General features: G+C 71.3%; 20 protein-coding genes and 1 pseudogene. 10 read left to right on the top strand and 11 right to left on the bottom strand.

What is annotated here, in order from left to right; translation table 11 throughout:
• Positions 1-14: 14 nt before the first annotated feature.
• Together ACWCPI_RS10075 and ACWCPI_RS10070 are read left to right on the top strand one after the other, a co-directional pair.
• Entirely contained in the window at positions 15-512 is a 498-nt protein-coding gene (locus tag ACWCPI_RS10075) for a hypothetical protein (protein WP_451037670.1), read from the top strand.
• Positions 513-728: 216 nt separating this feature from the next.
• The gene (locus tag ACWCPI_RS10070; RefSeq protein ID WP_451037918.1) at positions 729-1,259 is read left to right on the top strand and encodes a glycoside hydrolase N-terminal domain-containing protein; all 531 of its coding nucleotides are present in this window, start codon (positions 729-731) and stop codon (positions 1,257-1,259) included.
• Here the strand turns inward: ACWCPI_RS10070 and ACWCPI_RS10065 are convergent.
• Both ACWCPI_RS10065 and ACWCPI_RS10060 read right to left on the bottom strand, forming a co-directional pair.
• A complete protein-coding gene (locus ACWCPI_RS10065; RefSeq protein ID WP_451037669.1) occupies positions 1,184-3,151 on the bottom strand; it encodes an N-acetylmuramoyl-L-alanine amidase in 1,968 nt (655 codons plus the stop codon). The two genes, ACWCPI_RS10070 and ACWCPI_RS10065, sit on opposite strands and share 76 nt — an antisense overlap.
• Before the next feature lie 260 nt (positions 3,152-3,411).
• Entirely contained in the window at positions 3,412-4,554 is a 1,143-nt protein-coding gene (locus tag ACWCPI_RS10060) for an aminoglycoside phosphotransferase family protein (RefSeq protein ID WP_451037668.1), read from the bottom strand.
• A 245-nt stretch (positions 4,555-4,799) separates the two neighbouring features.
• On the opposite strand from ACWCPI_RS10060, the gene ACWCPI_RS10055 reads away from it, so the two are divergent.
• Positions 4,800-6,296 carry a DNA-binding protein NsdB gene (locus ACWCPI_RS10055; protein ID WP_451037667.1) on the top strand — a complete coding sequence of 499 codons (1,497 nt, stop codon included), beginning with the start codon at positions 4,800-4,802 and terminating at the stop codon, positions 6,294-6,296.
• Positions 6,297-6,446: 150 nt separating this feature from the next.
• On the opposite strand, the gene ACWCPI_RS10050 is transcribed toward ACWCPI_RS10055, so the two are convergent.
• Positions 6,447-7,877 (bottom strand): PP2C family protein-serine/threonine phosphatase, encoded by a 1,431-nt coding sequence (locus tag ACWCPI_RS10050; protein ID WP_451037666.1) that lies wholly within the window; start codon positions 7,875-7,877, stop codon positions 6,447-6,449.
• Between the two features lie 434 nt (positions 7,878-8,311).
• Between ACWCPI_RS10050 and ACWCPI_RS10045 the strand changes: the two genes are divergently transcribed.
• On the top strand, positions 8,312-8,725 hold the full coding sequence (locus ACWCPI_RS10045) for an SsgA family sporulation/cell division regulator (RefSeq protein WP_451037665.1): 414 nt from the start codon (positions 8,312-8,314) through the stop codon (positions 8,723-8,725).
• A gap of 33 nt (positions 8,726-8,758) precedes the next feature.
• Here the strand turns inward: ACWCPI_RS10045 and ACWCPI_RS10040 are convergent, their stop codons facing one another.
• A complete protein-coding gene (locus tag ACWCPI_RS10040; RefSeq protein ID WP_451037664.1) occupies positions 8,759-9,856 on the bottom strand; it encodes a baeRF3 domain-containing protein in 1,098 nt (365 codons plus the stop codon).
• 71 nt (positions 9,857-9,927) lie between these two features.
• Complete coding sequence (locus tag ACWCPI_RS10035; protein ID WP_451037663.1) at positions 9,928-11,511, bottom strand: alpha/beta hydrolase; 1,584 nt, start codon at positions 11,509-11,511, stop codon at positions 9,928-9,930.
• A 269-nt stretch (positions 11,512-11,780) separates the two neighbouring features.
• Between ACWCPI_RS10035 and ACWCPI_RS10030 the strand changes: the two genes are divergently transcribed.
• The 3 genes and pseudogenes from ACWCPI_RS10030 to ACWCPI_RS10020 form a co-directional block, all read left to right on the top strand.
• Positions 11,781-12,437, top strand: coding sequence for a chaplin (locus ACWCPI_RS10030; RefSeq protein ID WP_451037662.1), 657 nt, complete (start codon positions 11,781-11,783; stop codon positions 12,435-12,437).
• 208 nt (positions 12,438-12,645) lie between these two features.
• Positions 12,646-13,500 carry a GNAT family N-acetyltransferase gene (locus ACWCPI_RS10025; RefSeq protein WP_451037661.1) on the top strand — a complete coding sequence of 285 codons (855 nt, stop codon included), beginning with the start codon at positions 12,646-12,648 and terminating at the stop codon, positions 13,498-13,500.
• A 30-nt stretch (positions 13,501-13,530) separates the two neighbouring features.
• Positions 13,531-13,691 (top strand): annotated as a pseudogene (locus ACWCPI_RS10020) (IS5/IS1182 family transposase); the annotation flags it as partial.
• A 38-nt stretch (positions 13,692-13,729) separates the two neighbouring features.
• Here ACWCPI_RS10020 and ACWCPI_RS10015 read toward each other — a convergent pair.
• The gene (locus ACWCPI_RS10015) at positions 13,730-14,170 is read right to left on the bottom strand and encodes a VOC family protein (RefSeq protein ID WP_451037660.1); all 441 of its coding nucleotides are present in this window, start codon (positions 14,168-14,170) and stop codon (positions 13,730-13,732) included.
• A gap of 34 nt (positions 14,171-14,204) precedes the next feature.
• The gene (locus ACWCPI_RS10010) at positions 14,205-14,759 is read right to left on the bottom strand and encodes a nucleoside deaminase (protein ID WP_451037659.1); all 555 of its coding nucleotides are present in this window, start codon (positions 14,757-14,759) and stop codon (positions 14,205-14,207) included.
• 96 nt (positions 14,760-14,855) lie between these two features.
• Between ACWCPI_RS10010 and ACWCPI_RS10005 the strand changes: the two genes are divergently transcribed.
• Together ACWCPI_RS10005 and ACWCPI_RS10000 are read left to right on the top strand one after the other, a co-directional pair.
• On the top strand, positions 14,856-15,632 hold the full coding sequence (locus tag ACWCPI_RS10005) for a GNAT family N-acetyltransferase (RefSeq protein ID WP_451037658.1): 777 nt from the start codon (positions 14,856-14,858) through the stop codon (positions 15,630-15,632).
• Between the two features lie 72 nt (positions 15,633-15,704).
• Entirely contained in the window at positions 15,705-16,643 is a 939-nt protein-coding gene (locus tag ACWCPI_RS10000) for an NAD-dependent epimerase/dehydratase family protein (RefSeq protein ID WP_451037657.1), read from the top strand.
• A gap of 19 nt (positions 16,644-16,662) precedes the next feature.
• Here the strand turns inward: ACWCPI_RS10000 and ACWCPI_RS09995 are convergent, their stop codons facing one another.
• From ACWCPI_RS09995 to ACWCPI_RS09980, 4 genes are all read right to left on the bottom strand, one after another.
• The gene (locus tag ACWCPI_RS09995; protein WP_451037656.1) at positions 16,663-16,926 is read right to left on the bottom strand and encodes a GlsB/YeaQ/YmgE family stress response membrane protein; all 264 of its coding nucleotides are present in this window, start codon (positions 16,924-16,926) and stop codon (positions 16,663-16,665) included.
• A 70-nt stretch (positions 16,927-16,996) separates the two neighbouring features.
• A complete protein-coding gene (locus tag ACWCPI_RS09990; RefSeq protein WP_451037655.1) occupies positions 16,997-17,563 on the bottom strand; it encodes an AAA family ATPase in 567 nt (188 codons plus the stop codon).
• A gap of 321 nt (positions 17,564-17,884) precedes the next feature.
• On the bottom strand, positions 17,885-18,493 hold the full coding sequence (locus ACWCPI_RS09985) for a hypothetical protein (RefSeq protein ID WP_451037654.1): 609 nt from the start codon (positions 18,491-18,493) through the stop codon (positions 17,885-17,887).
• Positions 18,494-18,836: 343 nt separating this feature from the next.
• Positions 18,837-19,277 carry an SPW repeat protein gene (locus ACWCPI_RS09980; RefSeq protein WP_451037653.1) on the bottom strand — a complete coding sequence of 147 codons (441 nt, stop codon included), beginning with the start codon at positions 19,275-19,277 and terminating at the stop codon, positions 18,837-18,839.
• A 550-nt stretch (positions 19,278-19,827) separates the two neighbouring features.
• On the opposite strand from ACWCPI_RS09980, the gene ACWCPI_RS09975 reads away from it, so the two are divergent.
• Positions 19,828-20,538 (top strand): chitinase, encoded by a 711-nt coding sequence (locus ACWCPI_RS09975; RefSeq protein ID WP_451037652.1) that lies wholly within the window; start codon positions 19,828-19,830, stop codon positions 20,536-20,538.
• Positions 20,539-20,559: the final 21 nt, after the last annotated feature.

Below are 20,559 nucleotides of genomic sequence, written 5' to 3'. Positions count from 1 at the left end.
CGTACCATGGCGACATGTCGTTCCTCCGCCGCCGCAGTGCCACGCCCGCCGGGCCCGACTTCGACGTTCTGGCCATGGACCCGGGCGACTGGCCCGGCAACCTGGGTGCCGGGCTGCTGCCCGCCCCCGACGGCAGCTGCCAGGGCGTCTTCCTGCGTTACGACCTCTTCGGCGGCCGCGGCCCCGCGATGATCATCGGCAACCTGCCCGAGGGCTCACCGGCCCGTGAGGTCGCTGACGGCGAGATCCCGTTCGAGGTCGCGCAGCTGCTGCTGGCCCTGGAGAACGACGAGGAGGTCACGGTCGTCGGCAGCGAGGACGTACCGGTGATGCAGGGCGACAACCTGCTGATCGTGCGTCGGCTGAAGCTCTCCGAGAGCCGGATCTCCTGCGTGCAGTTCGACCGCAGCGACAATGTCCTGGTCACCATCGCAGCCTGGGACCGCCCCATCACCGACGACCTGTACGCCCTCCTCAAGCCGCTCCCGGCGGAGCTCTTCCAGCAGGGCTGAACCCGTCACGCGGGCGCCCTCGACCGGACGAGGGCGATGTTCGTGTCGTCATGACCCTCGCCGCAGAGTCATCGGATCTCTAGCGTCGGGGGTCATGTCGTATGAGCCTCATGGGATCACTCGGAGAGCGACGTTAAAAGCAGCGGCCGGAGGAGCCGGAGGAGCCGGAGGGCTTGCGCTGAGCACCGGGACGATGGAAGAAGCCATCGCTGATTCATCCGATGTGTCACGGCGGAGGACGCGGTCCCAGCGGTACAGGACGAACTCGACGCGCGGTCCTCCCTGGACCCCGAGTCCGTGGCCGCCAGGCCCGGCCGGCCGAGGATCGGCTACGGCGCCCACCAGACCTTCGGCGACCTCCGTCTCGACCTGCCCGGCGCGCCGACGACGACCCCGCCTGACTACCGCCGCGAACTCGACCTCGACAACGCCGTCGCCTCGGTCGTCCACACCCACCAAGGCGTCCGCCACCAACGGGACTTCTTCGCCTCCGCCCCCGACGGCGTGATCGTGGGCCGGCTCGCCGCCGACCGGCCCGGCAGCGTCACCTTCACCCTGCGCTACACCTCGCCGCGCTCCGACCACACCGCCACCGCGGACGACGGCACCCTGACGTGTCCGGGCGGCGTCACATCCGGCAGAGGCAGGACTGACGTCTCGCGGTGGTGCCGTCACGATCCCGACGGCACCACCCGCACGTCCGCCGCCCGCACGAACGCCACCCGGTGCCCGAACTGGATCTGGTAGTACTCGTCCTCGCCGACCACGACCCGGTGCGCGTCCGCGTCGAACGTCACGGCGTAGTAGTACTCGCCCGGCCGCTTGTCGCCCACCGCGTACCTCTGGCCCGCGGGCACGGTGTACGGCAGCGGCGACACCGCCTGGACGGGGACGTCGGCCGGATACGCCGCTGCCTCCGGGTAGGCGCGCCCGTACACCGGGACGGACGTGAGCCCCTCCTTGGGCGTCACCACGAGGCCCTTCGCGTCGACCGCGGTCGGGTTCTTCTGCGGGTTCCTGAACCACGCCTTCTGGCCGAGGTACCAGATAGCCGTCCAGTCGCCGTCCCGGCCCGCGACCGCGTACTGCTGACCCGTCGAGACCCGCGACGACAGGTCGTTCACGCCCGTGGACGGGGTGCTGCCCAGAGCGATGTCCTTGATCAGCGGGTAGGACTCGCCCGGCCCGGAGTACAGCCGCACCGCGCTCGAACCGTGGGCCGGGCAGGGCCGGCCGGCGGTGACGCAGCCCGTGTACCCGGGCCGGTTGGCGGCGTAGTCGGGGCGGATCGTCACCAGACCGCCGTCCGGTCCCGCCGTGGGGACGAGGGGACGGCCGAGCAACTCGAAGTAGTGCCGCCAGTCCCAGTACGGGCCCGGGTCGGTGTGCATCCCGCGGACCGTCGAGGCGGTCGGGCCGGGCACGGTGTCATGACCGAGGATGTGCTGCCGGTCCAGCGGGATGTCGTACTTCTCGGCGAGGTAGGTCACCAGGCGTGCCGAGGACCGGTACATCGCCTCCGTGTACCAGGCGTCCGGCTGCGCCAGGAAACCCTCGTGCTCCAGGCCGATCGACTTGGCGTTGACGTACCAGTTGCCCGCGTGCCACGCCACGTCCTTGGCCTTCACGTGCTGGGCGATGTGACCGTCCGTGGAACGCAGCGAGTACTGCCACGACACATAGGCCGGGTCCTGGACCATCTTCAGGACCCCCTCCCAGGCGCCCTCCGTGTCATGGACCACGATGTACTCGATGCTCTGGGAGGCGGGGCGGTCGGCGAGGTCGTGGTTGCCGTAGTCACCGTCCCCGAACTGCTCGTACGGCGCCGGGATCCACTCGCAGGACACCGTCGGCGGGCATTCGGTCCCGGCGGCGTCGGCGTTGCGCAGTCCGGCCCGCCGCAACTGCCCGGTGTCGGGGGCGAGGCCGGGCCGGGCAGCCAGGGCGACTCGCTGGCCCGCGTCGGTCAGCCGCTTGTGGCCGGTGCGCAGCACGTCGTAGACGTCGTTCGCGTACGCCGCCGCCGTCGCGGTGTCGTCGGCGCCGGAGAAGCGGGCCACCGCGCCGTACCAGTCCGCCGGGTCGTCGCTCAGCGGCCGGCCCAGCTCCTTTTGCATGGCGGCGAGCAGGGCGGCGCCGCCGGCCACGTTGGCGGCCGGGTCCGTACGCAGCTTCCGCGGACTCAGCCCGGTCAGTTCGGCCGCCCTCGGCAGGGTCCTGAGGCGGGCCGGGAGCCGGGAGGGCTCCGGCAGCCGCCCCCGCGGGAGCAGGGGCGAGCGGGCACTGTCGCCGCGCGGGTCCTCCGAGCCCTCGCTGTGGTGCGGCGTGGCGCGCGCGAGGGCCGTGCGGGCGTCGGTGAGGTGCATCGGGCCGTAGCCGCCGGTCACGCTGGGCGCCCCGCCGTGCGCGTCCCAGCGGGACTGCAGATAGGAGACGCCGAGCAGGACGCTCTCGGGCACGTGGTACCGGGTGGCGGCGGAGGAGAAGGCCGACTGCAGGCGGTCCGCCGACGTGTCGGAGCCGGGCGGGGCCGCACCCAGCAGCGGCAGCAGCAGCGCCACCGAGGCCACCGCGCGGACGGCGCCCCGGCCGTGGGTGCGCCCGACCGCTCTGCCGGGGCCGGTGACGGATCCTCGCATGGCAGCCTCCTGGGACGGTCGGTAGCGATGAGCCGTGCGGTGGCCGGGCGTGCGTCAGTGCTACCGGCTGTCCGACGATCCGTCAATCATGCAAGAGGCCGGGGTGATCCCTCGTCAAGTGGGGTCTCCCGGGAGTTTCGCGGTGACGCCGCCCGGGCCCGCGGGGCATCAGTGGCGTACCCCGGTGGACGTTCCGCGGGCGGACATACGAAGGCCCGCGGTGCGCCGTTGTCCTGGCGCACCGCGGGCCACCGTCCCCGTCAGCGAGTGCCGACCGCCGCGCGCACGGCCCGGCGGGCCAGCTGGCAGTCGTCGTGCAGCCGCCGCAGCAGCAGCCGCTGTTCCTCGCCGGACGGCGCAGCACCCGGGTGGGCCTGACCCGGTGCCGCCGGGGTCGTGTCGTGCATCGAACGCTGCACGGCCGTCTCGTACGTACGGATCTCACGGGTCAGCACGAGCATCAGGTTCACCAGGAAGGCGTCCCGCGAGGCGGGGCCCGCCGACTGGGCGATCTGACTGATCTGCCGCCGCGCGACCGGTGCGTCCCCGAGCACCGACCACAGCGTCGCCAGGTCGTAGCCCGGCAGGTACCAGCCCGCGTGCTCCCAGTCCACCAGCACTGGACCGGCCGGTGAGAGCAGGATGTTCGACAGCAGTGCGTCGCCGTGGCAGAACTGGCCCATGCCCTGGCGGCCCGCGCTCGCCGCGATGCCGTGCAGCAGCTTCTGCAGATCGCCCATGTCCCGGTCGGTGAGCAACCCCAGCTCGTGGTACCGGGAGATCCGGGCGGCGTAGTCGAGCGGTGCGTCGAAGGTGCCCGCCGGCGGACGCCAGGTGTTGAGCCGGCAGATCGCGCCGAGCGCCGCCCTGATGTCCGCACGCGGCGGGGTCTCCAACGGATGCCGTTGAAGTGCCGCCACCCGTCCCGGCATCCGCTCGATGACCAGTGTGCAGTTGTCCGGATCCGCTGCGATCAGTCTCGGCACGCGCACCGGAGGGCGGTGCCGGACGAACGAGCGGTATGCCGCTATCTCGTGGCGGGTCCGCTCGGCCCACACGGGGGAGTGGTCGAGTAAACACTTGGCGACGGCCGTGCTGCGCCCGGTCGTGCCGACCAGGAGCACGGACCGCCCGCTGCGGCGCAGTACCTGCACCGGGGCGAACTCCGGGCAGATCCGGTGCACCGACGCGATCGCCGTACGCAGCTGGGCGCCCTGGGGGCCGGACAAGTCGAGTCTCCCGCTGAGCGGTTGGGTGCCGAGCCCCGCGGGACGCGGCGTCCGGCCCGCACCGAGCACGGGCGTGCCCGCCGTACGCGCGGGGGCGAGGTAGGGGCCGCCGCCCGTCGGGCGGGGGTGCAGCGACCGGGGCGGGGCGGACACGGAGGACGATGCTGCGTACATGGGAGAGACAGATCCCTTCGTGTGCCTGCGACGTCAAAGCGCTGCCCGATCCGGCCGCCCAGGTGCACCCTGGGGAATGCACCAGCCGTAGCTGGAGGGCGACCGGGTCGGGGTGGCGCGTTCCTACCTGACACCCGATGCCCAGTGGCACACCATCTGGCGCACCCTGGCGAACCCTGGCGAATAGTCCCGGGGCAACTCTCACCGGGCTACTGTCAACTCAGCCGAGAACCTGGGGGCTTGACGTGAGCGGAGAACCCAACACCCGCCTGGCGGACCTGTTCGGCCTGGCCGGCTGGTCCAAGGGCGAGCTCGCGAGGCTGGTCAACCGGCAGGCGGCGGCCATGGGCCACCCCCAGCTGGCGACCGACACCTCGCGGGTGCGGCGGTGGATCGACATGGGAGAGATCCCGCGCGATCCGGTGCCGAGGGTGCTGGCAGCCCTGTTCACCGAGCGTCTCGGCCGTGTCGTGACCATCGAGGACCTCGGTCTGGTCCGGCACGGGCGTGCGGGGAAACGGCAGGACGCCGGGAATGTGGAGCATCCCGACGGTGTGCCGTGGGCGCCCGAACGGACCGCCGCGGTCCTCACCGAATTCACGGGAATGGACCTCATGCTCAACCGACGCGGCTTGGTGGGCGCGGGTGCCGCGCTCGCCGCGGGATCCGCACTCAGCAGCGCCATGCACGACTGGCTGCGCACCGACCCGGCCCTCAAGGCCGACGCCCCCCACTTCGACGACCCTCTGCACGCCGACCCCGCCGGGTTCGACCGCTACGAGGCCGCCCCCATCGGGTCGCAGGAGATCGAGGAACTGGAGCGCTCGGTCGAGGTGTTCCGGGCCTGGGACGCGGCCCGCGGCGGCGGGCTGCAGCGCAAGGCAGTCGTAGGACAGCTCAACGAAGTGGGCGGCATGCTCGCCTACCGTCACCCCGAACATCTCCAGCGGCGCCTGTGGGGCGTCGCCGCCAACCTCGCCGTCCTCGCGGGCTGGATGTCGCACGACGTCGGCCTGGAGCCCACGGCGCAGAAGTACTTCGTCATCGCCGCCCACGCGGCCCGAGAGGGTGGCGACCGGCCCCGCGCCGGGGAGGCGCTCTCCAGAGCGGCTCGCCAGATGGTGCACCTCGGCCGGCCTGACGACGCACTCGACCTGATGAAACTGGCCCAGTCCGGCTCCGGCGACCAGCTGCTGCCGCGTACCAAGGCCATGTTCCACACCATCGAGGCATGGGCGCAGGCGTCGATGGGCAAGGGCCAGGCCATGCGCCGCACCCTCGGCCAGGCGGAGGACCTCTTCGTCTCCGACAAGAGCGACGTGCCGTCGCCGAGCTGGATGCAGACCTTCAAGGACGAGGATCTGTACGGCATGCAGGCCCTGGCCTACCGCACGCTGGCCGAGTTCGAGCCGGGAGCGGCCGCGCACGCCCAGCACTACGCGGAGAAGGCCCTGGCCCTGCGCAACGACGGCAGGGAGCGGTCGAAGATCTTCGACCATCTGTCCATGGCGTCCGCCTGCTTCATCGCGGACGACCCCGAACAGGCGGACCGGTACGCACGGCTGGCCCTGATGTCGATGGGCGCGAACTCCTCCGGTCGTACCTGGGACCGGCTGCGCCAGATGTACCGGCTCACCGCCGAGTACTCCAGCTACCCGAAGATCCAGGAACTGCGGGAGGAGATCGAGTCGGCGCTGCCCAGGGCGAAGAAGCCGGGCGGCGGCAACAGGGCACAGGCATAGGGCGACTGCACAGGAACAGGAGCACCTACAGGAACGGAAGCATGTGCAGGAACAGGGGAAATGTGCGCCCCGCCCGACCGTTGTGAGTAACCGGTTCCCTTGACCGCCAGGACTGAGGGACGACTGCACCCGGCCTGGTGACTACCAGGCCTAGGACGTCACCCTGGCGACGAGCACGCAGGCGTCGTTCTCGCGCTCGCTCTCACCGAACGCCTCGATGATCAGCCGTACGCAGTCCTGTGCGGTGTCCGCCTCGCCGAAGCGCGGGGCGAGGTCCAGGAGGCGGTTCACGGAGTCCGCGCCGCTGTGCTCCGGCACCAGTCCGTCGGTGTGCAGCAGCAGCAGGTCGTCCACCTCAAGGGCCTCCTCGGCCTGTGCGTAGACGGCTCCCGGGGTGGCGCCGAGCAGGACGCCGTCCGGTGCGCTCAGCCTGCGCCCCGTCCCGCCGCGGAACAGCAGTGGGGCGGGGTGTCCGGCCTGCGCCCAGGTCAGGGTGCGGGACGCGGGGCGGTAGCGGCAGCAGACGGCGCTGCCCAGGGCGGGCTGGACGGTGGCGTCGAGCAACTGGTTGAGCCAGGACATGAGTTGGCCCGGCTGGGTGCCCGCCATCGCCATGCCCCGTACGGCACCCAGCAGGGTCGCCATGCCCGAGGTCACGGCGACGCCGTGCCCGGTGAGGTCACCCACGCTCAACAGGGTGTCCCCGTCGACCAGTTCGAGCGCGTCGTACCAGTCGCCGCCGATCAGCGCGCTCGTTGCGGAGGGCAGATAGCGGGCTGCCAGGTCCAGCGTCTCGGGGCCTCGATGCGGGAGCCGCAGGGAGCCGCGCCACGGCGGCAGCACGGCCTCCTGCAACTCGACCGCGAGCCGGTGCTCGGTCTGCTCCTCGTGCCGGTGGCGCCGCAGCGAGTCACGGGTCTCGCTCACCGCGCGCCGGCATCGGCGCAGTTCGCTGACGTCCCGCAGGACGGCCCACATCGAGGCGGTGCTGCCGTCAGTGTCGAGCACGGGCTCGCCCATCATGTGCACGGTCCGGACCTCGCCGTCCGGCCGCACGATGCGGAACTCCCCGTCGATGGGCTTGGCGTCGATCAGACAGCCGGTGACCATCGCCGTCAGCGTCGACCGGTCCTCGTCAAGCACCAGGGACGGCAGCTCGTCGAGGGTGAGTGGCGCGGCGGTCGGGTCCCGCCCCAGGATCTGGTAGAGCTCCCCGGACCAACTGGCCTCGTCCGTCAGCAGGTTCCACTCCGCGCTGCCGACCCGGCTGAGCAGCGAGCCGCGCCGGGCGGCGGGTGGGACGGCCGACTTCACCGGCGGGGCCGCGGCTTCCTGGGCGGCGAGGACGGGGCCGTCCCGCAGCTGGGCCAGGTGCTCGTCGAGGTCGTCGAGCTGGTGCAGCGCGAGGTCGTACACCGCCCGCTGCCAACGCTCCCGCGGGTCCGTGTCGTCGATGTGCGTGTCCCTGCGTACGGCGTCGACCTCGCCCTTGAGTCGTCGCGTCTGCGATATGAGCGCGTCGACCGAGCCGCGTCCGGGTGGCTGTGCGGCGGGGCGGTCCGCAGAGAGATGGGGCGGCATGACGCACTCCGATGCGGGGACGGTACGACCAAGGCTGACGGAAGGACCGTTACGACTCTTGCACAGCCCGCGACGCCCTGTAAGGGATTTGGCAACACCCGATTCGGTGGTGCGTCTGGCATATGCCAGAGTCTTCACGGAGGGTCTGCCTCGCGCCGATGCGGTATGTCGCCCAAGGCTCAAGTCGTAGGCGGCGTACGTGATTTGGCGCCAGATCGGGTCGATCGCCTCGCGCTCATTCGAGTGTTCGACGGCTGCGTGTTCTAAAAGCTCGCGGTGATCACCGCTGCCCGTCGCTGACGGAACGGTTGCACCGCCGAGGAGTGATGTACCTCACACAATTGGATGGCGCTCGGGTGTAATGCAAACGGCTGCTGCGGGGTCGTAAAAGGCACAGCGGCAAAACCGTCCGACGAACCGCAGGGGAGACGCCCATGGACATCGCCCTCGAGCAGCCCGCCCGTGCCCGTCTGATCACCGCCGAGGAGCGCGAACTCCCCGTTCCCGCCCGGCTGCGGTACGCCTCCACGGACCCGCTGGCGGTGCACATCGACTTCCCGGGCGAGGTCTCCCTCGACGGTTGCGGTGCCACGTGGACCTTCGCCCGCAGTCTGCTGGAGACGGGGTTGTGCGGGCCGGCCGGGGCCGGGGACGTGCACATCCGGCCGTGCGGACCGGGGCGCACGGCCATGGAGCTGCACTCGCCCCACGGCATGGCCCTGCTCCAGTTCGACACCCCCGCCCTCGACCGTTTCCTGCTGCGGACCTACGCCGTGGTCGCGTCCGGCGAGGAGGACCTCGGTGAGGTCGTCGAGCGCGGCCTCAATGCGCTCTTCGACGGTGTGTGAGGTGAAGGCCCGCGCCTCCTCGCCGCCGTGGCGTCAGTACCGCAGCACGCCCGCGATGCCCTGAGCGTCGCCCAGCGTGCCGTCCGGTACGAAGCGGACCTCCGCGCCGGTCTCCAGGCACTGTTCGACGATCTCGTCCACGATGTCCTCGCGGGCGTCGAGATCGCCGCTCTCGGCGGGGATCAGATGATCGCCGTCCTCGCCCCGCACGGTCGCCCGATAGTTCTCCTCGACCGCCAGCAGCCGGATCCGGCCCTCGCGGGCGCTGCGCCACACCTCGTCGACCCCGGCGGCGAACGCCTTGCGGCCGCGCGCGGATTCGAGTTCCCGCGTCACCGCGGCGGTGTTGCGCCGGTCCTGGTCGGCGACCTGCGGCAGCACCGCCTGCCACACCGAGGCCGCCGCGCCGTGCGCGAGCCCGCCGTGCGGGACGCGCGGCGCGTCCTTGGTGACGCTGCCCAGCTCGTCCAGCACGGCCAGCGCCTCCGGTGCACCGGTGAGGTACAGCGGCCGTGGGTCGTCGCGCATGAGTTCGCGCAGTGCGAGGTCGGCGTCGCGCAGGAAGTGCCGGGTGTCCTCGTCGTTGAAGGTGCTCGGGATGTTGCCGATCCGCTCCTGGCGCTCGGCGTCGAAGTTCTCGATGCGTCTGGTCCGCGGGAAGCCGCCGACCCTGGCCTCCGTGACGCGGTCCGGGCTGCCGTTCCACAGCGTGACGCGGTCGGCGGAGACCGACAGTACCCAGAACGGTCGCTCGGCGGCGTGTGCGGAGACGAGGTTGCGGGTCAGGAAGGTGTCCGAGAGCACCACACGCTCGGGCACCGTGCGGGCGAGCGACCACACCTGGTGCTCACCCGGGGCGGCGAAGATCGCCAGGCCGTCCTCGGCGTATGTGAGATCGACCTCGGCCAGGGCCTGGTCGAGCTGTCGCTCGACGTCCACCCGCCGCTCCCGGGTGACCGACGGATCAGCCTCCAGTTGCTTCTTGGCCTCGGCCACGACATTGCGCAGCCGGACCTGGTCCTGGGCTCGATAGGGCTCCCGGCGATGCGTCGGCGTCAGCACGGACACCGCCGGATAGGGGCGCGGGCGCCGCAGCTCGGAGAGGGTCGTGGGACTGAGTGCGTGCTCCATAACAGCACGATAGGACCGATTCACCGATCGGGCATTAGGGGCAATCCGGCACCCCCTGAACCGGCCCGCACCTACTCCCGGTCGCCCTGCGGGCCGCACGAGCTGCCGTCGGCCGGAAGGGTGCCGTACAGCAGGAAGGCGTCGACCTTGCGGTGCACGCACTTGGAGGAGCCGTATCCCGTGTGACCACTGCTTCTGTTGTCCAGGACCACGGCGGAGGAACCGAGCCGGTCCGCCGTCTGCACGGTCCAGCGGTACGGCGTCGCCGGGTCGCCGCGGGTGCCGACGAGGAGCATCTTCGGCGTGTCGACGTCCTTGACCTCGTCGCGGATGAAGTCCGTGCCCCTGGGGCGGCCGTAGCACATCAGCACCCCGGTCAGCCGGTACGGGCCGAAGACCGGTGACGCCTGCTCGTACTCGGCGCGCAGCCGGTCCAGATTGCGGATGATCTGGTCGGCGGTGGGGCGGTCGGGATCGTCCGCGCAGTTGATCGCCATCAGCGCCGCGGGAAGGTTGTCGAGGGGGATGTCCTCCTCGTCGACCAGACTCCCGTCGGGGTCCTCGGTCTCCTCCCGGCGCACCGGCGCGGCCCCGCCGGAGGCGAAGGACTCGATGGCGTGTGTGTCTCCGTCCTCGACCAGCGAGGCGAGGGCGCGCTCCAGGGAGGGCCACAACTCCTCGCTGTAGAGCCCCTGTCCGATCGCGCCCACGAGGTCCTGTCCGGTGAACGGCTCACCGAAGGCCGACGGCACCGGGTCCTCGTCCAGCGAGTCGACCAGCCGTACGACCTCCTTCCTGGCCTCGCGCGCGTCCGTTCCGAACGGGCAGGCGATGTCCTTCACGCACCAGTCGATGAAGTCGTCCAGCGCCTGCTGCTGCCCCTTCGCGCCCGCGACCCCCTGCTCGGTGAGCGGTTCGGTCAGCGTGTCCACGCCGTCGAGCACCAACCGGCCCACCTTGTCCGGGAATTGCGCGGCGTACACCGCGCCGAGCCGCGTGCCGTAGGAGAAACCGAGGTAGTTGAGCTTCTCGTCGCCCAGGGCCGCGCGCATCACGTCCATGTCGCGGGAGGCGTCGACCGTACCGATGTGCCGGAGCACCGGCCCGGAGTGCCGGGCGCAGGCGTCGGCCGCCTGCTGCAGCTGGTCGAGGACGTGGCGCGGATCGCGGTCGAGTTGTGTGCCGTCGTCCGGGAGGTCGACGTTCTCCTCGATGTCCCCGCAGCTGACCGGCGAGGATCGGCCGACACCGCGCGGATCGAAGGTCACGATGTCGTAGCCGTCCGTCAGCTCCATGAACTCCTTGCCGCCCGACATGAACTCGGGTACGCCCGCGCCGCCCGGCCCGCCGAAGTTCAGCAGCACCGATCCCCGCTTCTCGCCCGTGGCCCGGTAGCGGGCGAGCGCCAGATCCAGGGTCCCCTCGCGCGGGTGGGCGTAGTCGAGGGGGACGGTGATCTTGCCGCACTGCAGATCCTCGGGCAGGCCCTCACCCGGGCACTTCGCCCAGCTGATCTTCTGCTCGTAGAAGCGGCTGAGGTCGGACTCGGCGTCGTCCCTGGCGGCCGGCAGCCCGGTGCCGAGCACGGCCAGTCCGACCGCACCGGTGACCGCGCAGCGCCGCAGCGCGGGCCGCGTTGACAGCTTGGCCAGCATCGATGCCTCCAAGGACGCCCGTCGCGGACCGGGATGCGGCGTCCTCGCTCACGATAAGCACGCCTTGGGGTGCCCTGCCTCCCGAGATGCGGGACCGCCTCGATCGACGTACTGTGCGCGCCGCATTCCGCTCGGATGTTTTTACCGCTAGTTCGACAACCCTGACGCTCGATGGGGTGAATGGCCGATAAGCCATAACTCGGATGGTTCGCCTGCGTTTTATCCGGTGCGGGTGAGTGCCCGCGACCATGTCTGGAAGGCAGGGACCTATGAGACGGGTTACCCGATACGGTGTGATCGCCGTCGCCGCCTCGGGCGCGATGGCTATGACGATCCCCGCGTTCGCCGACTCCGCGGCGGAGGGTGCCGCGACCGACTCGCCGGGGGTGCTCTCCGGGAACACGATCCAGCTTCCCGTGCACGCCCCGGTGAACGTGTGCGGGAACACCGTGAACGTCGTGGGGCTCCTCAACCCCGCCGCGGGCAACAGCTGCGCGAACGAGGACGGTGCGGCCAAGCGGAAGCCCGCCGCGAAGGGCGGGGCCTCGGCCGAGGGAAGCGGAAAGGATTCGCCGGGGGTCGTCTCCGGGAACACGATCGAGCTGCCGGTCCACCTGCCGGTGAACGTCAGCGGCAACTCGGTCAACGTGGTCGGCGTCGGCAACCCCGCGACCGGCAACGAGTCCGTGAACACGCCGGGCGAGCGCCCTCCCGCGACGACGAAGCCCGTGCCGAAGCCGTCCGTGCCCCGGGCCCACCCCCCGAGGCCGAAGGAGGTGCCGCCGGTGCACGTCCCGCACGGACCCGAGGGCAGCCTCGCCCGGACGGGAGCGGACCACACGCTCGCCGCCGCGGTGGGCGGCACGGGGCTCGTCCTGGGCGGCGCCATCCTGTACCGGCGTTTCCGCCCGCAGGCGGTGCGCTGACCCCCGCGCTCCGCGCGGCACGAAGGGGGCCCCACCGGGCGGCGGGCGGTGGGGCCCTTCCGGTGCGCACACGCGTTCACCGGTTCCCTCTCGACGGGCCGCAACGGCTTGATCGCGCCTGACGCCGTTGCGGATGATCGGCAAGGATGCTGGGGCGCGGTCGACCATCGCGCGTACGCCACCCCCCACCACGGAATGGAGCGCATCCATGGCCTCTCCGGCCTCCGAAGACCTCGACATCGCTCGCGCCGGCCTCGACGACTGGTCGGTGATCAAGGGCTGGGCGGCGGACGAGAGCTGGAATCCCGGGCTCGCCGACGCGCCGGCGTTCTTCGCGCAGGATCCCGACGGGTTCTTCATCGGCCGGATCGACGGTGAGCCCGTCTCGGCGATCTCGGTCGTGAACTACGGCACCGAGTACGCCTTCCTCGGCCACTACCTGGTCCGCCCCGACATGCGCGGCCGCGGCCATGGCCTCACCACGTGGAAGACCGCGCTCGCCCACGCCGGGAACCGCACGATCGGACTGGACGGGGTCGTCGCCCAGCAGGACAACTACCGCCGCTCGGGCTTCGAACTCGCCTACCGCACCGCCCGCTTCACCGGCACCGCCCCCGCCTGCGACCTCCCGGCGGACGTCCGTGCCGTACGGCCCGAGGACGTCGCGGACGTCATCGCGTACGACGCCGGCTGCACCCCGGCCGACCGTCCCCGCTTCCTCACTCAGTGGCTCGCCGGCCCCGGACACCACGCCGTCGTCCGTCGCGCCGGCGACCGCGTCACCGGCTACGGCGTGATCCGCCCCGGCCACGACTGCCCCAGGATCGGCCCGCTCTTCGCCGACACCACCGAGGACGCGCGCGCCCTGTTCGCCGCCCTGACCACACAGGTGGCGGGCAGGCAGGTCGCCATCGACGTGCCGCAGAACAACCCGGCGGGCGTCGCTCTCGCCGCAGAGGCCGGTTTCTCGCCCTCCTTCGAGACGGCCCGCATGTACACCGGACCGGTGCGGCCGTACGCCGGGGAGCGCGTCTTCGGTGTCACCACGCTGGAGCTCGGCTAGCGGTGGTGCGTGCCCCGGTGACGGGCGGACGAGCCCGCCGACCACGGCCTCGGACGCTCCCGCGGCGGGGCGGGCACCGAGTACCACCTGGCCCCGGGCCGTCACCCTCACCGCGGCCCGGCAGGTGACGCACCGGCCTTTGAAACGGTGAGGCTCGCATCCGCGCGACCCTCACCGGTCACGGCGGGCCCGGACCCGACACCCCGCCGCTGTGGCGAAGAGCCGGAACCTAGCCGATCCGTTCGGCCAGAGCGACGATGATCCCCGAGGGGCCGCGGAGGTTGCAGAGCCGGTAGGCGTTCTCGTACCGCGCCACCTCGCCGAGGAGCTCGGCGCCATGGCGGCGCAGGCGGGTGATCGTGTCGTCGATGTCGTCGACTGCGAACATGACACGGTGCAGGCCCAGAGTGTGGGGCGGCGGGTCGAGCGGTCCGGCACTGATCGCCGCGGGGCTGTGGAACTTCGTCAGCTCCAGCTTGCCGTGGCCGTCCGGGGTGCGCATCATCGCGATGGCGCTGCGGACGCCGTCGAGGCCGAGCATCTGGTCCGCCGCGATCCCCTCGATCCGCGCTTCGCCCTCCAGCTCCATGCCGAGGTCGGTGAAGAAGGCGACGGCAGCCTCCAGGTCGTCGACGACGATGCCTACGTTGTCCATCCGCTGAATCGTCACGGGGGCTCCCTGTTCGTCGCGCAGTCGGATCCGGCTACTGGTCACCCTGGGACGGATCCGATGCCGCATCCTCGACACCCGGACGTGTCGCAGCCTGACCGGCCCCGCCCGTGCGGCGGTGAAAGCGCACGTGCAGCGCGCGGATCTCGTCCGTGAGCTCGGGCACCGGACCGTCCACGGTCACGGCGGGCGCGACCTCCCGCACCGGCAGCGTCCGCACCGGCGGGGCGGGCGCCCCCAACTCCGCCAGCCATCCTGCCAGTTGCTCCGACGAGGCCACGTACACGATGCGCCCGAGGCCCACCCACGCATGGGCGGCCGCGCACATCGGGCAGTGCTCGCCGGAGGTGTAGACGGTGGCGGCGGCCCGCTCCTCGGGTGTCATCCGGGCGGCGGACCAGCGGGCCAGTTCGAACTCGGGGTGGCGGGTGCGGTCGCCCGAGGCCACCCGGTTGTGGTCCTCGGCCAGCACCGCGCCGTCCGCCCCCACCAGAACCGAACCGAACGGCTCGTCCCCGGCCTCCAGCGCCTCGGCCGCGAGCTCGACGCAGCGGCGCAGATACGGCAGTTCGGCATCCTTCACGACCATGGCGTACGGGCCTCCTCGTGGCGCGATCGTCCCTGCCCCACCCTATGGCCGAGTAAAGCCGTTGCCGCGGATCCGGCCCGGTGCTGGAGTGAACCCATGGATCATGCCGCGATTCTCGCCCTGTACGACCGGGACATGCGCCGAGGCGCGCAGCCGGACAGTCCGGACGCCCGGGTGGAGCGGACCGGGCGCGTGGTCCGCCAGGTGTCGTCCGCGGGCGGATGGAACGGCGTGGTGTGGTCCGACCTGGACGGGGCGAACGCCGACGCGGCCATCGCCGAGCAGATCACCCGCTTCACCGGCCTCGGCCGCGAGTTCGAGTGGAAGCTCTACGGGCACGACCTGCCGGTCGACCTCGGCCGACGGCTCAGGAGCGCGGGCTTCACGGCCCGGCCCGAGGAGACGCTGATGATCGGCGAGGTGGCCGCGCTGCGCCTGGACGCCGAGCCGCCGGAAGGCATCCGCGTCCTGCCCGTCACCGACGCGGAGGGCGTCGGACTCGTCGCTGAGGTGCATGAGAAGGCGTTCGGCACCGACAGTTCCCGCATGCGTCACCAGTTGCTGGCGCGTATCGAGGCCGCTCCGGACACCGTGGTCGCCGTGGTGGCACTGGCCGGGGACACGCCGGTGAGCGCGGCTCGTATGGAACTGGTGCCCGGCACCCGCTTCGCCGGGCTGTGGGGCGGGGGCACCGTCGAGGGATGGCGCGGTCGCGGCATCTACCGTGCCCTCGTCGCCCACCGGGCCCGCGCCGCCATGGACCGCGGCTACCGGTACCTCCAGGTCGACGCTATGAGCACGAGCCGCCCCGTACTGGAACGCATCGGGTTCGCGCCGCTGACCACGACCACACCGTACGTGTACACGCCGTAACCGTGAGCGGCGCGTGGACGATCGTCAGGCCCCGGATGTCACATCCGTCGCCGCCCGATCCGTCGCAGGGGCATGACGACCAACCAACCGAACCAGGACAGCCGGCGCATCCTCCTGGCGGGAGCCGGTGGCGTCCTCGGCGTACACCTCACCCGTGCCCTGCGGACGGCGGGCCACAGGGTCATCGGTCTCGGCCGCGGCCCGCGCAACGACATCCAGGCCGACCTGACCGACCGCGACGCGCTGCTGCGTGCCGTCGACGGCCACCGCTTCGACACGGTGATCCACGCCGCGACCGCGCTGCGCAAGCCGCCCATGCGCCACCGCGACATGCACGCCACCAACGCGCTGCGCACCGACGGAACCGCCCACCTCATCGAGGCCGCGCGGGCCACCGGTGCCCGGCGCTTCGTGACGGAGTCCATGGTCTTCGGATACGGCTACGGCGACCACGGCGACCACGAGATCACCGAGGACGACACCTTCGGCCCGAGCGGCCGTGATCGGGAGCTGGAACGTCACATCGCGGCCATGCGCACCAAGGAGCGACTCACCCTCGACACCCCCGGCCTCCAGGGTGTCGCGCTGCGCTTCGGCCTGTTCTACGGCCCGGGCGGCACCGATGCCCTCGTGCGGATGCTGCGCAGGAGGCAGTTGCCCGTCCCCGCCGACCACGGCAGGGTGCTGCCCTGGATCGAACTCACCGACGCGGCGCGGGCGGTGGTCGCCGCCGTCGAACACGGTCGCCCCGGCCAGGCCTACAACATCGCGGACCGCACTCCCATGGGTTTCGGCTCCCATGTCCGGTGCGTGGCCGAGGAGTTCGGGCTGCCGAAACCGATGACCGTACCGCTCTGGCTGATGAGGCCCATGTCGTACGCGCACACGGTGATGTCGACGACGCTGCGGGTCTCCACGGCGAAGGCGGAGCGAGAACTCGGCTGGGCGCCCGTGCACCCCTCGGCCCGCGACGGCCTCGCCGCGATGCGGGCCGTCGCGGGGCGTGTGTGAGCGGCGCTCGCGGACGGTGTCAGCGGCGCGCCTTCGCCCGGTCGAGTGCCGCCACACCCAGCGCGGCGAGGCCGATCTGGATGAGCCACTCGACCCAGTCGACGCCGTCGGTGTCGCCCACGTCGAGGCCGGCCGCGATGGCCGAACCGATCAGCGCGGCCACGATGCCGACGAGGATCGTCCACAGAACTCCGATGCGCTGACGGCCCGGAACCACCAGGCGCCCCAGCACACCGATGATGATGCCGATGACAATGGCACTGATGATGCCCGAGATCTCCATTTCGCCCCTCTTCCTCCTGTCCCCGCATCTACTCGGGTTCCCCGAGGAGGGGCTGACAGTCGGTTCCGGCTCAACCAGTGGCCGGGGCCGGGCTCGGTACCCCGGTTCCGGCCCAACCGGTGGCGGCCACCAGCTCGGTGGCGATCTCGATCACCGTGCGGCCGTCGGTCACCACCCGCAGCACGTCCGCCGGGGCGTGCTCGTCCAGGAGCCGTGCCTTGCGGGCGCTGCTGTGCATCTCGTGCTCCAGCTCCGAGCCGAGCTCGCGGCCGGTCAGCCGCTGCTCGGCCGTCGCGTCCGTGGCGGTGAGCAGGACCCGTACGAGCCGTACGTCCGGTCCCATGGCCCGGCGGAACATAGGCGTGGCCTCGTCGAGCACGCTGACGGTGTTCGTGTAGACGAGACGCCGGTGCCCCAGCTCGGCGTAGTTCCGCCACACGGCGGTCAGATTCCGCTCGGTGACGGCGGCGCGGCGCGGGTCGTCGGCCGGTGCCGGATGGACGGCTCCCATGAAGTCGCCGTCGATCACGGCGTGCGGGACGTGCGCGGCCCTCAGCCGGGCCGAGACCTCCCAGCCCACCGTGGTCTTGCCGACCCCGGCCCGTCCTCCGATGAGCAGTACTTCCGCTTGATCCATAGGGGCAGGGTGCCTGATGAGGGCATGCCGGACGAGGGGTTCGAGCCGAGTGACCGATCGACGGAGGCACGGACGGAGGAGCGGTGCTCGGTGGCCGAGCCGTCAGCGAGGTCGTGCGGGTCGGGACGACCGTGCGGCGTTCACCCTCCCGACGTGCGGGACACGTACGGGAGTTGCTCACCTCCTTCGAGAGCCGCGGATGGGAGGGGGCCCGCCGCACATCGGGTGCACGGCATCGGGAGGGGCGCGGGGCTGGCCGAGCCGGGCGTCCGAACACCGGCGAGAGCTCGGGTTCTTCCTGCGATGACGCGGGGCCTCACCTCAAGGGGAGGCTGAACCGTCCTCCATCCACGAGGTCAACCGCCCGTCCGGCTGAAGGGTGATGTGCAGACCGTCGTTCTCGCCGTACGCGGCGCGGCCTTCCGCGACGAGGGTGGTGATCCGCGCGCCGTCGGTGAGGATGTCGGCCTCGTGGTGGTCGGCCGTGAGTCTGTGGACCTCCGCCGTGGTCACTCCGTCCGCGAGCGTCGGTGTGGCGACCAGGACGCGTACGCCGACCGGCCGCGGCTTCGGCCTGGCCCCCTCGAACCGCGACGTGACCTTGCCGTTCGGGCGGAGCGTGACGTGCAGCCCGTTGTTCTGGGCGTACGCGGGTCCGCCGTGCGCGTAGAGGGTCCCGCACCGCGAGCCGTCGGCCCATATCTCCGCCTCGTGGTGGTTCCTGCCGCTCCGGAAGACCTTCGCCCGGCTGACCCTGTCCGCGAGCTTCACCGTCTTCACGTGGACGCGTCCGGCCCGAGAGGGACGGGTCGCTGACGTGACGGTCCGAGCGGACGCACCGGCCGCGAAGGCGGCGGCGACCGAACCGCCCAGCGCGGCGGCCACGCCGGTGGCGAGGAGGGCGGTGCGCAGGGTGCAGGGAGAGCGCATCGGAGAGGTGTTCCTTCGATGGGGTTCGTTCCGACGCTCTCGAAGGTAGGGACCGTCCATCAAGGAAACCCGAAGGTCATGTAACAGCTGTTCGGCGTATGGGCCTCGGAACGAGCAAGGCTTCGAGGGTGACATACCGGTATTCACCGGCATGACTTCGCGTATGCGAGGTGGACACATCCGTGCGGGCGGCTCGGGCGGCTCGGGCGGCTCGGGCCTCGCCGGCGGGCTCGGTGTCGTCGCGGAGAGTGAGCGTCCGGCGACGCGCTGCCGGGGACCGGGGCGCGCGAAGGCCGGCCCGCGGAAGCGGACCGGCCGGCATTGCCTTGCCCCTTGAGTGCTCCTATGCCCTCGGGCTGCTCTTCGCGACCGAGGCGGCGCACATCGCCCCGAGGATCAGGGCCAGCGCTCCGATGATGATGTTGTTGACGACGACACCCGCGTCCGGGCTGTCGCCGACGATCCACGGCGCGATGATCATCCAGGCCCCTATCGCGCAGAAGGCCCAGCTGAGGCCGTACATGCGCTCCGGTGCCCGGGTGAAACCGAGGGCCAGGAGGCCGATCGCGATGCCCACGATCAGGTTGTGGGTCACGAGCGGGGGCTGACTGGTCGTGTAGTGGAGTATCCAGGGGGACACCGCACAGTACAGACCGAGCAGGAACACCGGTCCGTCGACGAGAACCACGTCTCGACCGCCCAGCATGCGGTCGTAGCGTTCCCGCATCTCGGGTACGTCGGGGTGGGCGGTTATGTCGCCTCTGGTGGGCTGCACATTGGCCATGACTCGTCTCCTTTGACTCGCAGGCCTGACCGCGTCTGACGCGGTATGCGGTAAGCGCCGCCTAGAAGGCATTGTGCTCTTATTTCTTCTTTATGTGTAGGGATCGGCGGGTTCATGACGATCCGAGCGCCGTGCCGGGTCGGGGCGGACCGTTCTCTGCGGGCCGATGCCTGACGGGGGCCCGTCCCTGGCCGGCGGGGCGGGTGTGATCGTCGAGCCCGGCCCCGCGCGGCCCTCCCGCCCCCCGGCGAACGGGGGCGCGAGGGGCTGGGGCGCACGGCAGGTGTGGGCCCCCGGGGCCCGGCGGCGGGCACAAGGGGCGGCCATCGCGCCCGCCGAGCGTCCCGCGCGACCCAAGTCGCGTACGTCACGGGCCGGTTGACTGGTCTACACCCTTGACTGGTACAGACCAAAGCGGTTGAGTGTGTCCCACACCCCCCACCACGGCCGCCCCCACGCCGTGGCCGACCTGGTCGGCGCGAGCGCACAAGGCTCTGCCCACCCCTGCCCTTGTACGGGTGCGGCCGTGCTCCGCAGAGGAGTTGGTCCCTTGTCGAGGCACCGCACAGCCGCAGTCCTGTCCTCACTCGCCCTGGCGAGCGCCGCGCTGGTGCTCCAGTCGGCCCCGAGCTCGTCCGCCGCCGGCTTCGTCGTCAGCGAAGCGCAGTTCAACCAGATGTTCCCGAACCGGAATCCGTTCTACACGTACAGCGGCCTCACCGCCGCCCTCAGCGCCTACCCCGCCTTCGCCAACACCGGCAGCGACACGGTGAAGAAGCAGGAAGCGGCGGCGTTCCTCGCCAACGTCAACCACGAGACCGGCGGCCTGGTCCACATAGTCGAGCAGAACCAGGCCAACTACCCGCACTACTGCGACCGGAGCCGGCCCTACGGCTGCCCGGCCGGGCAGGCCGCCTACTACGGTCGCGGTCCGATCCAGCTCAGCTGGAACTTCAACTACAAGGCCGCGGGCGACGCTTTGGGCATCGACCTGCTGAACAACCCCTGGCGGGTGCAGAACGAGTCGGCCGTCGCCTGGAAGACCGGACTGTGGTACTGGAACACCCAGACCGGCCCCGGCACCATGACCCCCCACAACGCCATGGTCCACCAGGCCGGCTTCGGCCAGACCATCCGCAGCATCAACGGCGCCCTGGAGTGCGACGGCAAGAACCCGGCGCAGGTGCAGAGCCGTGTCGGCGCCTACCAGCGCTTCACACAGATCCTGGGCGTCACTCCGGGCGGCAACCTGTACTGCTGACGCCCCGCGCAGCACCCCGGC

It is taken from the genome of Streptomyces sp. NPDC001920, from assembly GCF_053594495.1.
Note: the sequence above shows the minus strand (reverse complement) of the source record. Positions and strands in the feature narration are given on the sequence as shown.

Bases quoted from the DNA above. Each gene is read 5' to 3' on its own strand.
- ACWCPI_RS10075 (WP_451037670.1), top strand. From the start codon at position 15: ATGTCGTTCCTCCGCCGCCGCAGTGCCACGCCCGCCGGGCCCGACTTC.
- ACWCPI_RS10065 (WP_451037669.1), bottom strand. From the start codon at position 3,151: ATGCGAGGATCCGTCACCGGCCCCGGCAGAGCGGTCGGGCGCACCCAC.
- ACWCPI_RS10060 (WP_451037668.1), bottom strand. From the start codon at position 4,554: ATGTACGCAGCATCGTCCTCCGTGTCCGCCCCGCCCCGGTCGCTGCAC.
- ACWCPI_RS10050 (WP_451037666.1), bottom strand. From the start codon at position 7,877: ATGCCGCCCCATCTCTCTGCGGACCGCCCCGCCGCACAGCCACCCGGA.
- ACWCPI_RS10045 (WP_451037665.1), top strand. From the start codon at position 8,312: ATGGACATCGCCCTCGAGCAGCCCGCCCGTGCCCGTCTGATCACCGCC.
- ACWCPI_RS10040 (WP_451037664.1), bottom strand. From the start codon at position 9,856: ATGGAGCACGCACTCAGTCCCACGACCCTCTCCGAGCTGCGGCGCCCG.
- ACWCPI_RS10035 (WP_451037663.1), bottom strand. From the start codon at position 11,511: ATGCTGGCCAAGCTGTCAACGCGGCCCGCGCTGCGGCGCTGCGCGGTC.
- ACWCPI_RS10030 (WP_451037662.1), top strand. From the start codon at position 11,781: ATGAGACGGGTTACCCGATACGGTGTGATCGCCGTCGCCGCCTCGGGC.
- ACWCPI_RS10025 (WP_451037661.1), top strand. From the start codon at position 12,646: ATGGCCTCTCCGGCCTCCGAAGACCTCGACATCGCTCGCGCCGGCCTC.
- ACWCPI_RS10010 (WP_451037659.1), bottom strand. From the start codon at position 14,759: ATGGTCGTGAAGGATGCCGAACTGCCGTATCTGCGCCGCTGCGTCGAG.
- ACWCPI_RS10005 (WP_451037658.1), top strand. From the start codon at position 14,856: ATGGATCATGCCGCGATTCTCGCCCTGTACGACCGGGACATGCGCCGA.
- ACWCPI_RS10000 (WP_451037657.1), top strand. From the start codon at position 15,705: ATGACGACCAACCAACCGAACCAGGACAGCCGGCGCATCCTCCTGGCG.
- ACWCPI_RS09995 (WP_451037656.1), bottom strand. From the start codon at position 16,926: ATGGAGATCTCGGGCATCATCAGTGCCATTGTCATCGGCATCATCATC.
- ACWCPI_RS09990 (WP_451037655.1), bottom strand. From the start codon at position 17,563: ATGGATCAAGCGGAAGTACTGCTCATCGGAGGACGGGCCGGGGTCGGC.
- ACWCPI_RS09985 (WP_451037654.1), bottom strand. From the start codon at position 18,493: ATGCGCTCTCCCTGCACCCTGCGCACCGCCCTCCTCGCCACCGGCGTG.
- ACWCPI_RS09980 (WP_451037653.1), bottom strand. From the start codon at position 19,277: ATGGCCAATGTGCAGCCCACCAGAGGCGACATAACCGCCCACCCCGAC.